This window comes from Advenella incenata (genome assembly GCF_004217095.1).
GTDB classification, from domain to species: Bacteria; Pseudomonadota; Gammaproteobacteria; order Burkholderiales; family Burkholderiaceae_B; genus Advenella; species Advenella incenata.
Genome location: NZ_SHKO01000001.1, coordinates 721,931 through 740,133, shown reverse-complemented (window position 1 = coordinate 740,133; position 18,203 = coordinate 721,931). Strand labels below are relative to the sequence as shown.

General features: G+C 56.8%; 20 protein-coding genes and 1 riboswitch. Of the genes, 8 read left to right on the top strand and 12 right to left on the bottom strand.

Going from position 1 to position 18,203, the window contains the following annotated elements; genetic code table 11:
- Nucleotides 1-25: 25 nt before the first annotated feature.
- Nucleotides 26-616, top strand: coding sequence for a UbiX family flavin prenyltransferase (locus EV681_RS03365; protein WP_128395945.1), 591 nt, complete (start codon nt 26-28; stop codon nt 614-616).
- Between the two features lie 66 nt (nt 617-682).
- On the opposite strand, the gene EV681_RS03360 is transcribed toward EV681_RS03365, so the two are convergent.
- Nucleotides 683-1,852, bottom strand: coding sequence for a tRNA nucleotidyltransferase/poly(A) polymerase-related protein (locus EV681_RS03360; RefSeq protein WP_128395944.1), 1,170 nt, complete (start codon nt 1,850-1,852; stop codon nt 683-685).
- On the bottom strand, nt 1,852-3,921 hold the full coding sequence (locus EV681_RS03355) for a lytic transglycosylase domain-containing protein (RefSeq protein ID WP_128395943.1): 2,070 nt from the start codon (nt 3,919-3,921) through the stop codon (nt 1,852-1,854). The genes EV681_RS03360 and EV681_RS03355 overlap by 1 nt, the downstream gene beginning before the upstream one ends.
- A gap of 53 nt (nt 3,922-3,974) precedes the next feature.
- On the opposite strand from EV681_RS03355, the gene EV681_RS03350 reads away from it, so the two are divergent.
- Nucleotides 3,975-4,598: a 5-formyltetrahydrofolate cyclo-ligase gene (locus EV681_RS03350; protein WP_128395942.1), complete on the top strand. Its 624-nt coding sequence runs from the start codon at nt 3,975-3,977 to the stop codon at nt 4,596-4,598.
- A gap of 296 nt (nt 4,599-4,894) precedes the next feature.
- Here the strand turns inward: EV681_RS03350 and metF are convergent, their stop codons facing one another.
- The 4 genes from metF to metK all read right to left on the bottom strand — a co-directional run bounded on the left by metF (nt 4,895) and on the right by metK (nt 9,078).
- Complete coding sequence (gene metF, locus EV681_RS03345) at nt 4,895-5,737, bottom strand: methylenetetrahydrofolate reductase [NAD(P)H] (protein ID WP_128395941.1); 843 nt, start codon at nt 5,735-5,737, stop codon at nt 4,895-4,897.
- 4 nt (nt 5,738-5,741) lie between these two features.
- Entirely contained in the window at nt 5,742-6,077 is a 336-nt protein-coding gene (locus EV681_RS03340; protein ID WP_014749358.1) for a phage holin family protein, read from the bottom strand.
- A gap of 275 nt (nt 6,078-6,352) precedes the next feature.
- The gene (gene ahcY, locus EV681_RS03335; protein WP_128395940.1) at nt 6,353-7,747 is read right to left on the bottom strand and encodes an adenosylhomocysteinase; all 1,395 of its coding nucleotides are present in this window, start codon (nt 7,745-7,747) and stop codon (nt 6,353-6,355) included.
- A 69-nt stretch (nt 7,748-7,816) separates the two neighbouring features.
- Nucleotides 7,817-7,898: riboswitch (S-adenosyl-L-homocysteine riboswitch) on the bottom strand.
- 13 nt (nt 7,899-7,911) lie between these two features.
- On the bottom strand, nt 7,912-9,078 hold the full coding sequence (gene metK, locus EV681_RS03330; protein ID WP_128395939.1) for a methionine adenosyltransferase: 1,167 nt from the start codon (nt 9,076-9,078) through the stop codon (nt 7,912-7,914).
- Nucleotides 9,079-9,563: 485 nt separating this feature from the next.
- Between metK and EV681_RS03325 the strand changes: the two genes are divergently transcribed.
- Nucleotides 9,564-9,830, top strand: coding sequence for a hypothetical protein (locus EV681_RS03325; RefSeq protein ID WP_128395938.1), 267 nt, complete (start codon nt 9,564-9,566; stop codon nt 9,828-9,830).
- A gap of 62 nt (nt 9,831-9,892) precedes the next feature.
- Here the strand turns inward: EV681_RS03325 and EV681_RS03320 are convergent, their stop codons facing one another.
- The 3 genes from EV681_RS03320 to EV681_RS03310 form a co-directional block, all read right to left on the bottom strand.
- Nucleotides 9,893-10,303 carry a MarR family winged helix-turn-helix transcriptional regulator gene (locus EV681_RS03320; RefSeq protein ID WP_128395937.1) on the bottom strand — a complete coding sequence of 137 codons (411 nt, stop codon included), beginning with the start codon at nt 10,301-10,303 and terminating at the stop codon, nt 9,893-9,895.
- A 275-nt stretch (nt 10,304-10,578) separates the two neighbouring features.
- Nucleotides 10,579-10,950 carry a DMT family transporter gene (locus EV681_RS03315; RefSeq protein ID WP_128395936.1) on the bottom strand — a complete coding sequence of 124 codons (372 nt, stop codon included), beginning with the start codon at nt 10,948-10,950 and terminating at the stop codon, nt 10,579-10,581.
- 53 nt (nt 10,951-11,003) lie between these two features.
- The gene (locus EV681_RS03310) at nt 11,004-11,324 is read right to left on the bottom strand and encodes a DMT family transporter (RefSeq protein ID WP_128395935.1); all 321 of its coding nucleotides are present in this window, start codon (nt 11,322-11,324) and stop codon (nt 11,004-11,006) included.
- 353 nt (nt 11,325-11,677) lie between these two features.
- Between EV681_RS03310 and EV681_RS03305 the strand changes: the two genes are divergently transcribed.
- The 4 genes from EV681_RS03305 to xerC all read left to right on the top strand — a co-directional run bounded on the left by EV681_RS03305 (nt 11,678) and on the right by xerC (nt 15,222).
- Nucleotides 11,678-12,559, top strand: a complete 882-nt coding sequence (locus EV681_RS03305; RefSeq protein ID WP_128395934.1) for a lysophospholipid acyltransferase family protein — start codon at nt 11,678-11,680, stop codon at nt 12,557-12,559.
- Between the two features lie 79 nt (nt 12,560-12,638).
- Entirely contained in the window at nt 12,639-13,526 is an 888-nt protein-coding gene (dapF, locus tag EV681_RS03300) for a diaminopimelate epimerase (protein WP_128395933.1), read from the top strand.
- A gap of 12 nt (nt 13,527-13,538) precedes the next feature.
- The gene (locus tag EV681_RS03295) at nt 13,539-14,201 is read left to right on the top strand and encodes a DUF484 family protein (protein ID WP_128395932.1); all 663 of its coding nucleotides are present in this window, start codon (nt 13,539-13,541) and stop codon (nt 14,199-14,201) included.
- Nucleotides 14,202-14,253: 52 nt separating this feature from the next.
- Nucleotides 14,254-15,222, top strand: a complete 969-nt coding sequence (gene xerC / locus EV681_RS03290; RefSeq protein WP_242612122.1) for a tyrosine recombinase XerC — start codon at nt 14,254-14,256, stop codon at nt 15,220-15,222.
- A 10-nt stretch (nt 15,223-15,232) separates the two neighbouring features.
- Here xerC and EV681_RS03285 read toward each other — a convergent pair whose 3' ends face one another.
- The 3 genes from EV681_RS03285 to EV681_RS03275 are packed head-to-tail and all read right to left on the bottom strand — an operon-like array spanning nt 15,233 to nt 17,200.
- Nucleotides 15,233-16,090: a metal ABC transporter permease gene (locus EV681_RS03285; protein ID WP_128395930.1), complete on the bottom strand. Its 858-nt coding sequence runs from the start codon at nt 16,088-16,090 to the stop codon at nt 15,233-15,235.
- A complete protein-coding gene (locus tag EV681_RS03280; RefSeq protein ID WP_128395929.1) occupies nt 16,090-16,866 on the bottom strand; it encodes a metal ABC transporter ATP-binding protein in 777 nt (258 codons plus the stop codon). The genes EV681_RS03285 and EV681_RS03280 overlap by 1 nt, the downstream gene beginning before the upstream one ends.
- Before the next feature lie 37 nt (nt 16,867-16,903).
- Nucleotides 16,904-17,200, bottom strand: a complete 297-nt coding sequence (locus EV681_RS03275; protein ID WP_128395928.1) for a hypothetical protein — start codon at nt 17,198-17,200, stop codon at nt 16,904-16,906.
- Nucleotides 17,201-17,520: 320 nt separating this feature from the next.
- Here EV681_RS03275 and EV681_RS03270 point away from each other — a divergent pair, with 320 nt between their 5' ends.
- The gene (locus EV681_RS03270) at nt 17,521-18,048 is read left to right on the top strand and encodes a Fur family transcriptional regulator (protein WP_128395927.1); all 528 of its coding nucleotides are present in this window, start codon (nt 17,521-17,523) and stop codon (nt 18,046-18,048) included.
- Nucleotides 18,049-18,203 lie beyond the last annotated feature (155 nt).

Genomic DNA, 18,203 nt, shown 5'->3' with positions numbered 1-18,203 from the left:
CTCTCACCGAAACAGCCATCTGCCCATGCCAAGCTCCGCTCCCACGCCTGCGCGTATTATTGTCGGTATCACCGGCGCCTCTGGCGCCATTTATGGTGTCCGTGCACTTGAGCTGCTTGCCCAGGCCGGCTTCGAAACCCATTTGGTCATGAGCCGCTCGGCCAGCCTGACCTTGTCACAAGAGCTGCAAATGCATCCCGGTGAACTGGCTGATCGGGCTACGGTGGTGCATGCGATCCAGGATGTAGGGGCCACCATATCCAGTGGCTCCTTCAAAACCTGCGGCATGCTCATTGCGCCTTGCTCCATTCGTACCCTCTCGGAAATTGCCAGCGGCGTCACCTCGTCCCTGCTGACCCGTGCTGCAGATGTGGTGCTCAAGGAAAGACGCAAGCTGGTGCTTATGGTCCGGGAAACGCCGCTGCACTTGGGCCATTTGCGCAACATGGTAGCAGTAACCGAAATGGGCGCCATCGTCATGCCGCCGGTCCCGGCCTTTTATGCGCGCCCGGAAAGCATCCAGGCAATGGTAGACCATAGTGTCGGACGGGCCCTGGATCTATTTGGCATCGATACCGGTTCGGTCACCCGCTGGGACGGAATGAGCAGTCCCTGATATTACAATTGAAATAACCGCACTTATCACTAGCGCAAAAAGGGCTCAGCGCAACAGGATCCGGGCCTAGCCAGGTGCAATTTTCTCCAGGCAGGCCACAATGGCGTCCAGTCTTGCCGAGCGCACCGCCACTTTGATCGCGTTGGCGCCCCCCTCGGTCTGCCGGGCGATCGCACCCGCATCCACCCGCAAATAACAATCCAGTATTTCATGCCAGGATTCAATGCGCGTCATTTCCGACAGCAGATTTTCCGCTACAAAATGTCGGGTACATAGCACCACACCCAGCAAATCGCGAAATCTCGCCGGCTTTCGCAAACTGTCCGTCACTTCCAGTGTTTCCAGCACATATTGGGCCCGGTTCAACAAGTGCGCCTGCGCTGTGGGACTCGGCGGCAATGGCAACATATCAAAGCGTTCCGATAGCACCTGCGTCAGGCGGGCATAATCAGCACATTCCGCAGGCACTTTAAGGTGCGCGCTCAGGGAGGCATGCTCATGAGTCTGCGACAGCGCCACCGCGTAGCGGGAAGGCAGCGACAGGATCCTGGCGGCCGACAAATCGGTCGCCTGCGCCACCTCTGTATTCCAGTGCAATTGCGGCATCACGATAGCGAGCGCATTGGTATCCTGCAAAACAGTAAACATGCGCGACGGCTTTTCGTTCATGAGCCCGCGCGAGACTTCTTTCCAGACCCGCTCGGGCACCAGCGCGTCTATCTCACCGCTGCCGACCATGTCCCGACACAGCTGTAGCGTATCGCCGGCCAGTGTGAATTCTGTGAATCGCGCAGCAAATCGCGCCACGCGCAATATGCGCACCGGATCTTCGGCAAACGCTTGGCTGGCATGCCGGAACACACGGCGTTCAAGGTCCTCGCGACCACGCAGGGGATCGACCAGCGTGCCATCGGTACGCAGCGCCATGGCATTGATGGTCAGGTCGCGGCGCTTCAAGTCCTCTTCGAGGGTCACTTCCGGACCGGTATGAAAGGTGAAACCCTTGTAGCCACGTCCCGCTTTTCTTTCGGTACGCGCCAGCGCATATTCCTCTTTGGTCTGCGGATGCAGAAAAACCGGGAAGTCGTCGCCTACCGGCTGAAACCCGCGCCGAACCATTTCCTGCGGACTGGCACCCACCACGACCCAGTCCCGATCACCCTGCGGCAGCCCCAGCAACTGGTCGCGTACGGCGCCGCCCACCACATACACATCAAGGCCGTCAGTAACGGACATCAGGGTCTCACCTGTCCCAGCCGATTCACAAGCGATTGCGGTCGGCCGCTGAACTGGGCATCGTACCAGGTCGCATTGGACATGACATATTTCACATAAAGGCGAGTTTCCGTAAAGGGAATGGTTTCCGCAAAAATCGCGCCTTCCAGTGGCTGGCTAAGCGAATCACGCCAGCGCTTGGCGCGGTTCGGCCCGGCATTGTAGCCGGCAGTGGCCAGCACCTCGGAGCCGTTCAGGTCATCCAGAATCATCTTCAAATAGGATGTTCCCAACAACGTGTTGGTGTCAAAATCGTGTGCGCTCGCAGCAGAATAACTCAGACCCAGCTTGCGCGCCACCAGTTGCGCCGTTCCCGGCATGACCTGCATCAGCCCGGCCGCGCCGACCGATGATCGGGCAACCGTCACAAAACGCGATTCCTGGCGGATCAGACCGTACACCCAGGCAGGGTCTACGCCCACAGCACGTGCCTGCTGACTGACCCGCCCTTCGAACGGGGCCAGGTAACGCTGGCGGAAATTGAAATCGTTTTTGGTCAACATGGACGTATTGATGGCGCGATCATAAACCTGCTCGCGCAAGGCCCATTCTGCTGCCGCCATCAGCTCGCGATCGTTCATACCACGAATCGCAAAATTCCATTCACCCACCGCTTCCGGGCGCCAGCCCAGGCGGAACAAGGCAATGGCGCGCTGCAAGCCTTCGTGCGTCATCATTTTGTTGATTTCGGCAGCACTGGGTTCTGCTGGCTGCGCTGGAACGGAAATCTTGTTTCCCAATGCCTCGGTCGCAAGTTGCCCATAAAAGCCGTGATCATACAAAATAGAATGCCAGGCGCTGGAGGCGCCGCTGGTGTCGCCCTGCCCCGCACGGGCGCGGCCATACCAGTAAACCCAGACCGGTTCTTTCTGCTGCTCGGGTCCCATCATGCGGATGGTCTGCTCTACCCATTTCCAGTCAATGGTGGGCTGGCGCAGCGCCATGCGGGTGCGCCAGGCATTGTTGTAGTCGCTCAGACGAAAACCCTGGCCAGCCTTGCGATACCAGCCGTCAGCCCGGGCCTCCAGATTCAGCGCGGCGATCAGGCCGAACTGCGTCCAGGCCCATTGACGATTGCGCTCGTTCAGCAATGCGCCACCCTGCGTTTCCAGAAACACCGCCCCGCCATCTCTGTCCTGCCGCGCCAGGCGACTGAAGGCCAGTGCCCGCAACTGCTGCAGTTCGCCATTGGCCGAACCGTTCTGGGTTGCCAGCCAGCCCATCGGGTTGGCCATGAGCGCATCATAGGAAGACAGCCCGGCCGGTGAGAACGCCAGCGCCGCATAGCGGCGAGCACTGTCCTTGCTATCATATTCGACGGCATCGCGCAGCAACGGTTCCAGATGTTCATGGGTAATGATCTTGGCCGCCGTCAGTTGCCCCAGCATGTTCCAGCAGGCATCGCCCGGCTTGAATACATCCAGCGCCTGTGCGGCAGAGACCTGCCCATTGCCAAGAAAGCGTGCCTGCAGGATGGCGCAATCGACTTCCGAAGTCCGGCTGGCCACCGTACCAATACGCCGCACCGTATCAAAGTCTCCCCGCTTGGCCGATGTCAGGATCCAGTCCGATTTCAGCCTGTTTTCCAGATAGGGATTCTTGTTCTGCTGCAAAAAGGCATAGATCTGCTGCGTGGGCACCGGCTGCGCTGGGTCGCTCAACAACTGGCGCAGGTACCAGTACATGGGATAGCTACCCAGCTCATGATCATCCCGGGCCTGCTCTGCGTAACCGGGCAGCGCCTCCCACTGACGACGCTGCATGGCCTCCCGGGCCGACACCACCGCCGAGCGTGCCGTCTGCGGCACCGCACGCGGCGCCTGTCCGTAAATGACTGCCGATGAGGTCACCGCCAGATTCTGTGGCGTAAACGACTGCCTGGCAGCCTGGGTATTTTGTACCGATTCGGCGCAGCCGGCCAGCAGCACGCCCGAACCGAGCACCCCCCAGATGGCTTGCACTGACCGTCGACGCAGACTGCCTGCAACACCTTTGTTGAACCCGCTTTTTGCTCCTGCCTGCTGTTGCATATGCTGTCCTGTTATAGTCATGCTTTGTACTACATTCTATATCGTCACAGGTCATGACATCCGCCGATACCCCGACTTTGCGTCAATCCCTGCTTGCGGCCAGATCGGCCATCCCCGACTCGCGTCGCCAGATGCTAAGTGTACAAATAAAACAGCATATTTTGGACTGGCTGCAAGGCAGCCATCAAGATTGCCGCTTGCCGGATCGCACAACCATCGGTTCCATCGCCGGTTTCTGGCCCATACGGGAAGAACCCGACATGATTTCGCTGCTGCATGATTTGCATACGCTCGGCCACGACATCAGTCTGCCGGTCATTGAACAGCGGGACGCGCCACTGCACTTTTATCGCTGGTCGCCCGATACCCCCTTGCGGCGCGGCGCGTTTAATATTCCAGAACCGCAAGTGGATACACCGGCAATACTGCCATCCCTGATTCTTGTACCCACGCTCGGTTATACACGTGACGGGCATCGGCTGGGCTATGGCAAAGGATACTATGACCGTACGCTGCACGCACTGGCGCAACAAGGCCACAATGCGGTGAGCGTAGGCATCGGCTGGGAGGAAGGGCTGATCGACGGATCCTATCTGCCCGCAGCCCATGATATGCAGCTGGACGCGATTGTGACCCCTGGCGGCTGGATCGTACCAGCCAGAAACGGCGCGGATTAAGTCGCACCCGGACCTGCGGGGACGGTGCCCCTGCCTGCCGGACATGCCGAGCAACCCATCACAGATGTGCTCCGGCAAGCGGCACCGAGCTTTGCTCGTCATGACTGCTGCCAAACAAAAAAAGGCCCGGCAGCGACCGGACCTTCTTTACTCATGGGTTTGTTAGATCATGAGTTTATGCTTCATTCATCACAGATCAGTGGCAGCGCACAGGAGCGTGCAAGACGCTTTACCGTCGCTGCTCCAGACACTGCTGCATGAACGGCACCGGCCAGGCCACTGCCGTTTCACGCACTCTAATAGCGCAGATTTTTCCAGATCGCCAGCGTGGCTTCGGCATTATTGAGCGTGTAAAAATGAATGCCCGGCACGCCACCGTCAATCAGCTTCTGACACAATTGCGTAACCACATCGGCGCCAAAGGCACGAATGGACGCCTTGTCATCGCCAAATTGCGCCAGGCGCAGGCGAATCCAGCGCGGCACTTCGGCTCCGCACATTTGCGAAAACCGCAGCAGCTGCGTATGGTTGGTAATGGGCATAATTCCAGGCACGATCGGAATACTCACGCCACGCTGCACGGCACGATCAACAAAATCGAAATAAGCATCGGCATTGAAAAAATACTGCGTGATCGCACTGTTTGCACCGGCATTGACCTTGGTGACAAAATTATTCAGGTCATGCTCGGGGCTATCGGCCTGTGGATGCACTTCCGGATACGCGGCCACTTCGACATGAAACCAGTCACCCGAATGTTCACGAATAAGCCTGACCAGCTCAGAGGCGTATGGCAACTCTGAATCATTGCCGCCCATGCCCGAAGGCAGATCGCCGCGCAACGCCACAATACGTCGAATGCCGTTGGCCTTGTACTGGTCCAGCAATTGAATCAGCGATGCTCTGCTGGCGCCAATACAGGAAAGGTGCGGGGCAGCCTCGCAACCGAGTTGCGAGAACATGGAAACGGTCTCGGCCGTTCCATCCCGGGTCGAGCCGCCTGCCCCGAAAGTCACACTAATATAACGAGGGTGCATTGCCATCAACTGCTTGGCGGTGCCTACCAGCCGCTCGCGCGATGCCTGATCGCGCGGCGGGAAAAACTCCAGGCTGAATGCCTCGTCGGAAAAAGAACTCATAACGTTAATTCAGAATACTCAGCAAAATTGCAGAAATAATGGAATACAGCACGGCGCCAATCACGGCCCACCAGAAACCATCCACCTTGAAACCATTGAATACCGATCCGGCCAGCCAGAACATCAGCACGTTAAGCACCAGCAGGAAAAGCCCCAGCGTAACAATGGTAATGGGCAGAGTGAGAATGGCAAGAATGGGATAAATCACCGTATTGACCAGCCCCAGAATGACAGCTGCGATAAGCGCAGATACAAAGCTGGTTACAGTAATGCCAGGCAGAATATAGGCAACAATCATGAGGGCCAGCGCTTGCAGAACCCAGGTTAACAGCAATGTCATATCACTTCTCCTTTAAATTCCCTAATAAAACACCAACACCAAAAGAACACCAACACCAGAACAACGTGCGCCCAAGCTCACGCTGCCATTGTGCATCCATCCCGCTGCAACACCTTGCATGACAGTTGAACAGCAGCACAATGATCGAGAGTTACCACACCGCGGCAAGCTGCGGCTATCAACCGCAGAACGGACTGCTGTCGGCAAAATCATCACATATGCAATAATCACATTTGTGATGATCGCGCGAGCCGACAGCAGCCCGCTGCGATGGATCAATAGCGATAATGATCGGGCTTGAATGGTCCCTGCGCAGGCACGCTGATGTAATCGGCCTGTTTCTGCGACAGCGTAGTCAGGTTCACACCCAGTTTTTTCAGATGCAGGCGCGCCACCTTCTCATCAAGATGCTTGGGCAGCACGTACACCTGGCCTTTCTTGTACTGTTCGGTACGGGTAAACAATTCGATCTGCGCAATAGTCTGATTGGTAAACGAGGCAGACATCACAAATGACGGATGACCGGTAGCGCAACCCAGATTGACCAGGCGTCCCTTGGCCAGCAGAATAATACGTTTGCCGTCGGGGAAAATAATATGGTCAACCTGCGGCTTGATTTCTTCCCACTGCAAATCTTCAACGGCAGCCACATCAATCTCATTGTCAAAGTGACCAATATTGCAGACGATGGCTTCGTTTTTCATGCGTTCCATATGATCACGTGTAATCACATGGTAGTTGCCGGTAGCCGTAACAAAGATATCCGCCTTGTCGGCCGCCTCTTCCATGGTGACCACTTTGTAGCCTTCCATGGATGCCTGCAGGGCGCAGATCGGATCGATTTCGGTGACCCATACCTGGGCGCGCAGAGCCGATAGCGCCTGGGCGCAACCCTTGCCCACATCGCCAAAGCCAGCCACAACCGCAATCTTGCCGGCAACCATCACGTCGGTCGCGCGCTTGATGCCATCGACCAGCGACTCACGGCAGCCATACAGATTATCGAATTTGGATTTGGTCACAGAGTCGTTGACATTGATGGCAGGGATATGCAATTCACCCTTCTGTGCCATCTGATACAGGCGATGCACGCCGGTCGTGGTCTCTTCGGTAACACCAATGATATTGGCCAGCCTTGTGGAGTACCAGGTGGCATCTTTGGCCAGGCGCTCGCGAATGGCGGCAAACAGCACCGTTTCCTCTTCGCTGCCCGGATTATCCAGCACGGAAATGTCTTTTTCCGCTTTGGCGCCCAGATGCAACAGGGTGGTGGCGTCGCCGCCATCGTCCAGGATCATATTGGCCTGTTCACCCGGCCAGTCGAAAATGCGGTGTGTATATTCCCAGTAATCGGCCAGCGTTTCGCCCTTGATGGCAAACACCGGTACGCCACTGGCAGCAATGGCAGCCGCAGCGTGATCCTGGGTAGAGAAAATATTGCAGGAAGCCCAACGGACCTCGGCACCCAGCGCTGTGAGCGTTTCGATCAGCACACCGGTCTGGATGGTCATGTGCAGGCTGCCGGCAATGCGGGCGCCCTTGAGTGGTTGGGATTTGGCGAACTCTTCGCGCGTGGCCATCAGGCCCGGCATTTCGGTTTCGGCAATAGATAGTTCACGCCGGCCCCAGTCGGCCAGTGCAATATCGGCAATTTTATAATCAGCAGTCATAGTTTTCATCCTGAAACATACTGCGATGCCGACTGTGAGTTACGTCTCACCATAGACCAGCAACGCAGTATATGATGAGCGCGGTTCGTTACCTGATCGTATCCTGAGCCTGGCATGACGGGTAAGTCATGTCGCAACGCCCCTCAGGACACGACGATTATACCTTAAGCGATGGCTTTTTTCAGAACCGCCGCCTTGTCCAGCGCTTCCCAGCTGAACTCGGGCTCCGAGCGGCCAAAGTGCCCATAGGCGGCAGATTTGGCATAGATCGGACGCAGCAGATCCAGCATCTGCACGATACCGCGCGGACGCAGGTCAAAATGCTCGCGTACCAGTTTGGCAATGTCGTCGTCAGGGATGACGCCGGTGCCTTCCGTGTACACGGTAATGTTGATCGGCTCGGCCACACCGATGGCGTAGCTGACCTGAATCTGGCACTGGCGCGCCAGGCCAGCAGCAACAATATTCTTGGCCACATAACGTGCCGCATAGGCAGCAGAACGGTCAACCTTGGACGGATCCTTGCCTGAAAACGCGCCACCGCCGTGCGGGCAGGCACCGCCATAGGTATCGACAATGATCTTGCGTCCGGTCAGGCCGCAATCGCCCTGGGGGCCGCCAATAATGAACTTGCCCGTCGGGTTGATCAGGAACTTGGTATCGGACGTGATCAGGCCTTCGGCGAAAGTCGGCTTGATGATGTCTTCGATGACCGCTTCGCGGATCGCTTCCTGAGAAATGTCCGGGGCGTGCTGGGTAGAGAGCACAACGGTATGGACCTCTACCGGCTTACCGTCGACATAGCGGAATGTGACCTGGGATTTAGCATCGGGACGCAGCCAGGGCAGCCGGCCATCCTTGCGCAGTTCGCTCTGACGCTGCACCAGACGGTGGGCATACCAGATGGGTGCAGGCATGAGATCCGGGGTTTCGTCGCACGCGAAACCAAACATCAGGCCCTGATCTCCAGCGCCCTGGTTCAGAATATCTTCTTCGCTGCGATCAACGCCCTGGGCAATGTCCGGAGACTGCTTGTCATAGGCGACCAGGACGGCGCAACCCTTGTAGTCAATACCATATTCGGTATTGTCATAGCCAATGCGCTTGATCGTATCGCGCGCGATCTGAATATAGTCGATGTTGGCTTTGGTGCTGATTTCTCCGGCCAGGACAACCAGACCGGTATTGCATAGGGTTTCGGCAGCCACGCGGGACTGGGGGTCCTGCTCTAGCAGCGCATCAAGAATGGCGTCGGAAATCTGGTCAGCAACCTTATCGGGGTGACCTTCGGAAACGGATTCGGAAGTAAAGAGAAAATCGTTGTGGGCCATGTTGCGTCCAATTAATAGTGTCAAAACAAAACCGACATTCTTAAAAAGAACACGCAGCACCGAATGGGATTAATACTGGCGCGACGCTTTAGCGGAATGTATCTGAACACGACCCCACGCCAAGCCTGGCATGTGCACCGTGTATTCAGCTGTCGCCCCGCAAGTTGTCGGTTAACTCAGCGACCGGAAATCATTTTATGACAATTTGACTGCGAAGGCCTGAAAAACCCTGATAGCAGTAGATAAAAGGCAGCCCGGCGCAACGACACGGCGTGCATGGGCACGGTGATTGCCGTTAAGGACTGCAAACGGGAACAGGCTGCCTCCGTAGAAAACGAGGCAGATAAATACGACGCAACGGCTGACTGCAAGAACATGGATTTGCAGAAAATATCGCCGTGGCAGGCGCCAGGCGCTTTTGCCACAGTGCTGATGAGCAGCAGACGGTAAAAGGCCCGACCGAAGCCGGGCCAATCTGATAAGGAGTGTACGATGAAACAGATCGTATTTCTACTTATCCTGATCGTATTGATGCTGGTGTTTATGACGCCAGCCTATTGATCAGGGACCGGTACGGTACGGGCCGTACCGGTTCAGGTGTTAATGTACTGAATAGTCCGGGATTGTGTCAATTGTGGAAAACCGATGGCGGGCTGGCCATACCTGTAAACCATCCAGGGTACGCCACCATCCAGAATGGTGCATTGGAACAGGCCGACGCCAAGTGCCGGCGACATGGCGCGCCGACATAACTTGGCGCCTGACACCCTCACCCCTTCCAAGCGGCGCAGCCATAACGATAGCGCCAGGCAAGTTATCCTGCATTGATAAATTTCATGAGCAGCAGCTTTTCACACCCGCATTCTTTGAGTGCATCATCCAGCGTATTTTCGTAATCGACTCGCGCGCCATCCAGATGCGCTCGCCCTTTATCGGTGATCACGGTATAAACCCCCCGTTTGTCGTCCGGGCACAGATCGCGAATAGTGAACCCGACACGTTCCAGGCGCTCAGCCATCCGCGAGACTGAACTCTGGTTCAAGCGCAGATGCGACGCAAGCTCCTGCATGCGCAATTCGGCGTTGGGCGAACGCGCCAATACCTCAAGCGCGCGATACTCTGAAAGGCCAAGCCCATGCTGCGCCTGCAGCACCGCCCCAAGCCGGGTCTCGACATTGGCGATCACCTGAATCAGCTTGAGCCACGTATCACTTTTCTTTGACATTGAAGATCACCACGTCCTTAATCGTTCAGCAGAATATCTTATCATATGCATGTCCATGCAAAATCATGCCGAGGCAGACCGGTGCGAAACGCCAGAAACGGCTGCAAACCTTCGCACGCAGGCAGTGTTCTGACCTCGGGCAAATGCCAGCCAAAGGGATCGCCGGCCAAAACCGTGTAGCCGCCACGATAGTCAAAACCATTTTTTCCTCCTGAATATGCCTGTCCGTTTGTTTCAGCATCGCAGCAAACAGTCGGTCAGAATGGCTCGCTGCTTTACTCAGCCTGCAGTTTGACACTATCGGCCAGTTTGAGCCAGACGACCCCTGCGATGATGACGACCAGCCAAAATACCTGCACTGCCGTCAGCGGTTGATCAAGCAGGATGCTGCCAAAAGCAGCCGCGCCGACCGCGCCAATGCCCGCCCAGACTGCGTAGCCTATCCCCACGTCAATCGTCCTCAGGGCGGCACTGAGAAAATACAGCGTGAGCAAAAAGAACACGATGGCAGCAAGCGACCAGCTCAATACGGTAAAGGCTTTGCTTCCACCCACACTGAGCGCGTAACCGATTTCGAACGCGCCGGCCAGCAGCAGCATCATCCATGCCTGCCCACTGCCCGGATTTTTTTTGTTTGTTGTCGACATATCTATTTCCTTCAAAATTATATAAATTAAATTAACCAATACCTGTCAATGCGTTATGCCGCAGCACTGAGCTGCAAACCAACAACGCCCCCGATAACCAGAACAATTCCCAGGACCTTTTGCCAGTTGAGTCGCTGCCCAAAGAACAGTGCGCCCAGAATAACGATGCCCACGCCTGCAACCGAAGTCCAGATTGCGTAGCCAATGCCTACATCGAAAGTCAGCAGCGCAAGGCTGAGAAAATAGGTAGCAATGACGCCACTGACAAGGGTGGCGATCGTCCACCCTGCCCGGGTGAACCCCTTGGCATTGCCTGCCGATATTGCAACCGCGACCTCAAAGACCACGGCGATTCCAAGATATAACCAGCTCATCATTTTTCCTTTAATAGAGTGTTCAACAGCTTGCTTTCATGCCCGGTAATAGCGCTCATCTGAATTCATCTATTATTTGCATGTGCATGCATATTATAAGAAACAAAAATATCTGTCAAACTATTTGTCTGCGCATGCATATAAAAATATCCGTGTTTTTTGCCAAGTAGCCCGTCTTGCTGCTTGAGGCAACTGCCTGGACAACGCCTTGCCTTTCTCCATTACAATCGAAAAAATCCAGGATCGCCTCCCGTCTGCCGGCAACGCCAACAGACCGGCAGACAGCGACGTGCTCGTCACATTGCACTGCCAGCACATATTGTCATGACGCACTCCGCTTATCTTCAAACATTATGAAATCCGCATTACTTGTTTTTCTTTTCCGCACCATCAATCTATTGCCGGACAGCCTGCGTCTGGGCCTGGGCAGCATCTGCGCAATCTTAATGCGTACGCTGATGAAGCGCCGCCGCTTCATCGTGAGCACCAATCTGCAATTGTGTTTCCCCGAGGCGACGCCGGCGCAGCGCCAGCACTGGCTGCGGGAACATTTCCGCGCCCTGGCCCAGACCATGATTGATCGCGCCGTGCTGTGGTACGGCTCGGAAGATAAAATCCGTCGCATGGTGCACCTGAGCGGCTACGAACACATCCAGAACAGCATCGACTCGCCCCGACCCACCTTGATGTTTGCCCCGCACTTTGTCGGACTGGACGCCGCAGCCACTATTTTGTCCATGCATCTGGTCAAATCGGCCACCATGTACACGCCCGCATCCGATCCGCAGGTTGACGCCATCATGATCAAAGGCCGCGGTCGCTTCAACAAAGTGACCCAGATACCCCGCAAGGAAGGCATCCGCGGTCTCATCCGGCAACTGCGCCAGGGCACACCAGTGTATTACCTGCCGGACATGGACTTTGGTCGTGAAGGAGCCCTCTTTGTACCTTTCTTCGGCATACCTGCCGCAACCCTGCCGGCAACCGCTCAAATTGCCCGGGCCTGGAAGGCCGACGTGATCCCCATCGTGACCCGCTGGGACAGCGCCACCGGTCACTATCACACCCAGGTGTTGCCGCCCTTTGCCGACTTCCCGGGCCAGATGAGCCTGGAACAGGCCACGCTTTTCGGCAATCAACAGCTGGAAGCGTGGGTGCGCGCCGATCCGCCCCAGTATTATTGGGTGCACCGACGCTTCAAAACCCGCCCCGAAGGGGAAAAGAAATTCTACTGATGGCGCATGGTCATGGTGCTGCCGCGCGGGATCGGCGATAATAATGTCCAATACAGCGGTTCAATCAGGAAAACGTTCAATGATCTGGTCTTTCTCGAAAATGCACGGTGCCGGCAACGACTTTGTTGTGCTCGATGGCGTACGTCAGTCCATCGACATGACGCCCGAACGTGCGCGCGCTCTGGCGCACCGGCAATTTGGCATCGGCGCAGATCAGATCCTGCTGGTCGAAGCACCAAGCCACCCTGAAGCTGATTTCCGCTATCGCATTTTCAACGCCGATGGCACTGAAGTAGAGCATTGCGGCAACGGCGCCCGCTGTTTTGTCCGCTTTGTGCATGAACAGAAACTGTCTTCGCGCAATCCGCTGAAGGCCGAAATTGCCACCGGCCTGATCACGCTTGAAGAAGCTGATGATGCAACAGTCACGGTCAATATGGGACAAACCCGCTTTGAACCCGAGGCTGTTGCATTTGACACAAGCGATCTGCAAAGTACGCGCGATCATGACGACACACTATGGCCCTTGCCGCTGAGCAATGGCGATACGGTCACGCTCTCGCTGGTTGCCATTTCCAACCCGCATGCCGTGCAGATCATAAATGATGTGGCCAGCGCACCTGTCGCCGTGCAAGGTCCTTTGATCGAAGGGCACCCGCGCTTTGGCAATCGCGTCAATGCCGGGTTTATGCAAATCGTCGATCCGCATACGATCAACTTGCGGGTTTATGAACGCGGGGCTGGTGAAACGCTGGCCTGCGGGACCGGCGCCTGCGCTGCCGTAGTCGCGGGCATTCGTCGCGGGCGCCTGCAATCGCCGGTGACCGTCCATACGCGCGGCGGCGATCTGAACATCGCCTGGGACGGCACGCAAATTACCATGCGCGGCCCGGCCGTAACGGTATTTTCAAGTGAAATAAACATTGATCGCCTGGTTGCGCAGTATCGCAACAGCACTGCTTTATAAAGGAACGTACTCATGTCTGAAGCTGCCACACTGACAGCAGAAACCGTCGCACAATTTCTGCAGGACAATCCTGCTTTTTTTGATGAGCACGCCGATATTTTTTCGTCTCTGAAAGTGCCCCACCCTCATGCACGCAATACACTGTCATTGGGTGAACGCCAGATCCTGACGCTGCGCACGCGCAACAAGGAACTGGAGTGGAAGCTGTCTGAACTGCTGCACAATGCCAATTCCAATGAAGCCATCAGCGATCATGTCACGCTCTGGTGTACGCACATGCTGGCAGAGCAAGATCCCCAGCGGCTGCCGCAACGCGTGGTAGACGGGTTGCGCCAGGAATTCGATATGCTGGAAGTGGCCCTGCGCCTGTGGAATCTCCCGGCCCTCAAAGACGAACGCTTCCAAGGGACCGACGATATGCTCCAGGCCTTTGTAACCGGGCTGCAAAAACCCTATTGCGGCCAGGAAGGCTATCTGCCGGCGCACGGGTGGTTCGACAGCAAGCCTGGCTCAGTCGCCATGGTGCCGTTAACACATGAGGGGCGCACGATTGGCGTGCTGGTCTTCGCCGCAGAAGGCGCCGAGCATTTCAAGCCGGACATGGGTACGACATTTCTTGAAATTCTCGGCAAGCTGGCCAGCGCCTGCTTAAGCCGCCTGAATTACACAGCCTGACACCTGCCACACCGTCTATTGGCCAGGTGCAGCAGTACTTATGGGAAGCACCATGACACGCATTCTGCCCGATTCAATGGAAAAATGGCTGGCCTACCTGCAAACCAACCAACGGTATGCCAGCCACACGCTGTCTGCCTATCGACGTGATCTGGTGCTGTTGCTGGGCTTCTACCCGGACACCCCCGCCGAGAATCTGAGCAATGCGCAGATACGACACGCCATCGCACGGCTGCATGCCCAGGACTACAGTCCGCGCAGCCTGGCGCGGATTCTGTCGGCCTGGCGCGGCTTTTATCAATGGTGGATTCCTCAAACCACGGTCAAAGTCAATCCTGCCCTGGATGTAAAGACGCCCAAGATCGCCCGCTCGCTGCCCAAGGCACTATCGGTGGAGCAGACCCAGGCGCTGCTGGACCATCCGACGGTAGCCACCGGCACGGAGCCGGCCGACCTGAGGGATCAGGCCATGTTCGAAGTACTCTACTCCAGCGGCTTGCGTCTGGCAGAGCTGGTCAGTCTGGACATTCATTACACCCGCAAGGACGGCTATGAATCGGTCAGTTGGCTCAACCTGGACGAAGGCGAGGTCACGGTCACCGGCAAAGGCGGCAAAACGCGCAGTGTGCCGCTGGGCCGCACCGCCATCGGCGCCCTGACGCAATGGCTGGCCGTCAGGCATAAACTGCTACCGCCGGGCAGCACGACAGACGATCAGTCTGCGGTGTTTCTGGGCACCCGCGGTCGCCGCGTTGCCCCGCGGGTCGTTCAATTGCAATTGAAAAAACTGAGTCTGCGCAGCGGCATTCCCGCGCAGATTCATCCGCATGTCCTGCGTCACAGTTTTGCCAGCCATGTCCTGCAATCGGCGCAGGATTTGCGTGCGGTGCAGGAAATGCTGGGACACGCCAATATTGCCACCACGCAAATTTATACGAGGCTCGATTTTCAGCATCTGGCCCAGGTTTACGACAAGGCGCATCCCCGAGCCAAAATGGACGAAACGGATAAAGAAAAATAAGGATTTTTTGCTAGCGGCCGGATCGCAGCAAGCCGTGCTGATTGCCAAATAGCATTGACAAAATATACAAGGCGCCGGCCGACAGAATGATGGCGCTGGAAGCCGGCAAGCCAAAGTGATAGGACAGCACCAGGCCGATATAAGAGGCCACAACGCCCAGACACACAGCCAACACCAGTTGCCAGCCCAGCGTACGCCCCCAGAAGCGCGCAGCAGCGGCCGGCAGCATCATCATCCCCACCACCAACAGGGTGCCCATGACCTGGTAGCCGGCTACCAGATTGACCACCAGCAGAATCAGAAAGCCGCCGTGAACCAGCGACCCGCCACCGCCTTCCATTTTCAGAAAAGCCGGATCAAGACACTCGATGACCAGCGGCCGGTACATCAGGGCAAGCACAACCAGCGTCACACTGGAGACGCACATGATGAAAACCAGATGACTGTCATCGAGCCCCAGCACAGTGCCGAACAGCACGTGCAACAGATCCAGATTGGAGCCTTTGAGCGAAATCAACAACACGCCAAGGCCCAGCGATATCAGGTAAAACGCAGCAAAACTGGCATCCTCTTTCAGCCCGGTTGAGCGGGCCACGCTACCGGCAAGTACGGCAACCAGCAAACCGGTGGCCAGGCCGCCGACCAGCATTGCTGTCATGGAAACGCCAGCCAGCAGGAATGCCACTGCCACACCGGGCAAAATGGCGTGCGACATGGAATCTGCCATCAGGCTCATGCGCCGCAAAATCAAAAATACGCCCAGCGGTCCTGCGGCCAGCGACACGAATATCGAACCGAACAGGGCCCGGCTCATAAACGCAAATTCAGTAAAAGGCGTAAGCAGCGCCGCAACAACCGCCTCGATCATCAAAACCCTCCCAGCGCCAGCGAGCGGGCCTGCTCCAGATTGGCATCGGTCAGAACACTGGCTGTGTCGCCCCAGGCCACAACCTGTCGCGCCAGCAGCAGCGTTTGGGGAAAGCACTGACGCACCAGCGCAGCATCATGCAGCACCACCAGCACGGTGCGCCCTTGGCGGTGCCAGTCAAGAAGAATCTGCAGCAGCAAGTCGCAGGTTCCCTCATCGACAGCAGTAAAAGGCTCATCCAGGATCATGACCGGCGCATCGCACACAATAAGACGGGCAAACAGCGCACGCTGCATTTGTCCGCCGGACAGATTGGAAATCAGATCGCGGGATTTGTCTGTCAGTCCGACGGTGGCCAGCGCCTCATGAATGCGCTGGCGCTCGCCTTTGTCATAGCGCCGGAAGGCACCCACGCGGCGCCAGGCCCCCATGGAGACCAGATCGTAGGTGGTAATTGGAAAGCTGCGATCAATTTCGCTAATTTGCGGCAACAGGGAGATTCCACCCAGGAAAGGGTCGTGAATCGTCACCCTGCCGGTACGCGCCGTCAACTGCCCTGTTACAGTCTTGAGCAGCGTCGATTTACCGGCGCCATTGGGGCCCAGGATCGCGGTCAGCGAGCCCTCAAGAAAAGTGCCCGTCACGCCACTGAGCGCCGGCACCCCATTCCAGCCTACAGTCACATCGTCAAGCTGGATCACCGGCCTGGCCACTGCTGACGCCGCTGCAGCGAGACGGTCAACACAGGCACTATTTGTCGCAGAGGGCATGGGCATGGGTGTCAGTAAGAATCAGAAAGGCAGCTGCGGGCAATCAGCTGACCATCGCGCTCAGCCAGCCGGCCGACCAGGCGATCAGGCCCCATAGCAGCAGAATTACGCCCAGCACGGGCCCCAGCCTGCCAACGGCAGATGCCAGAAAAACCGTGGAGGTTGAATCGGCCTGCATGTGCAATGCGTCGCCGGCGCAAGAAAACGAACCACGTTGGCCAGCGGCGGATGCCGCCGCTGCGGTATCCGCAGTTTTGGCACGCGCCTGCTCGACAAAAGGCGTCCCTGCTACTGTGGGATAGACACGCCGTAAAGCCGGGAACAGGGTATCATTGTGCATAATTGTCTGATTTAACGAATATGTTAATGGATGTAGCTGCGTGGGTCAGGAGCCGTCATTTGCCTGATTAAGCGCTGCGCGAGTGCGCCTTAAACTGCGCCAAGTACGCTGCGTTAAAACAGCCTGAACACATGGTGCCCGCAGCTCGAATTGCGTGCCGCGGCCTTGGTTATTTCCAGCCATGCCACCCTTCCAAAATGATATGTTATATCATAATACACAAATCAGGTACTGAAATGGCCTAAAATAGGTGAAAGTTTCCTCCTTGCGGACGATGGCGGTATCATTCCAACCATCCCCGCCAAATGATTGCCTGTCATATGACCCTCAGAACGCCACCCGATACAGCTCAACCGGAACAGACGCACCAGCATGGCGCCCATGGCCACTCTGTAGCCTATCAGTTGCTGGAAGCCATTCGCCATTGCGAGCAACGCGGCACCCGCCTGACGCCGATTCGCCAGCACGTACTCACCCTGTTGCTGGAAGCCGGCCGCAGCCTGAAAGCCTACGAACTGCTTGAGGCAATGAAGCAGCTCTATCCGCAGGCCAAGCCTCCCACCGTCTACCGCGCCCTGGATTTCCTGGTTGAAGAAGGCCTGATCCACCGGCTGGATGCTGTCAATGCCTGGACCGCCTGCCAGGACGTATCGGGTCACCACCACGACCTGTTGATTGTCTGCACGCGTTGCGGCAAGGTCGCCGAACTGAGCGCCCCGCTAATCAGCCACCAGTTGCAGGACATGATACATGCGGCCGGTTTTATTCAGACAACCAGCGAAACCGAATTGCGCGCCATGTGCAAAGACTGCAGCCAGAAACAGGAAGAAACGGCCGCGGCCCCCTGACTGAATACAGCCGAGCGGCAACGCAAGTCCGCCGCACACAGGCGCCCAGGCTGAAATGCTCGCCAAGCCTGCCTTGGCAGGATAAACAGGCGGACGACCAAGAACAGGCATTCGAAAAAAAAAGCGCTCGTCAGACACAATACCGCCGCCCTTTT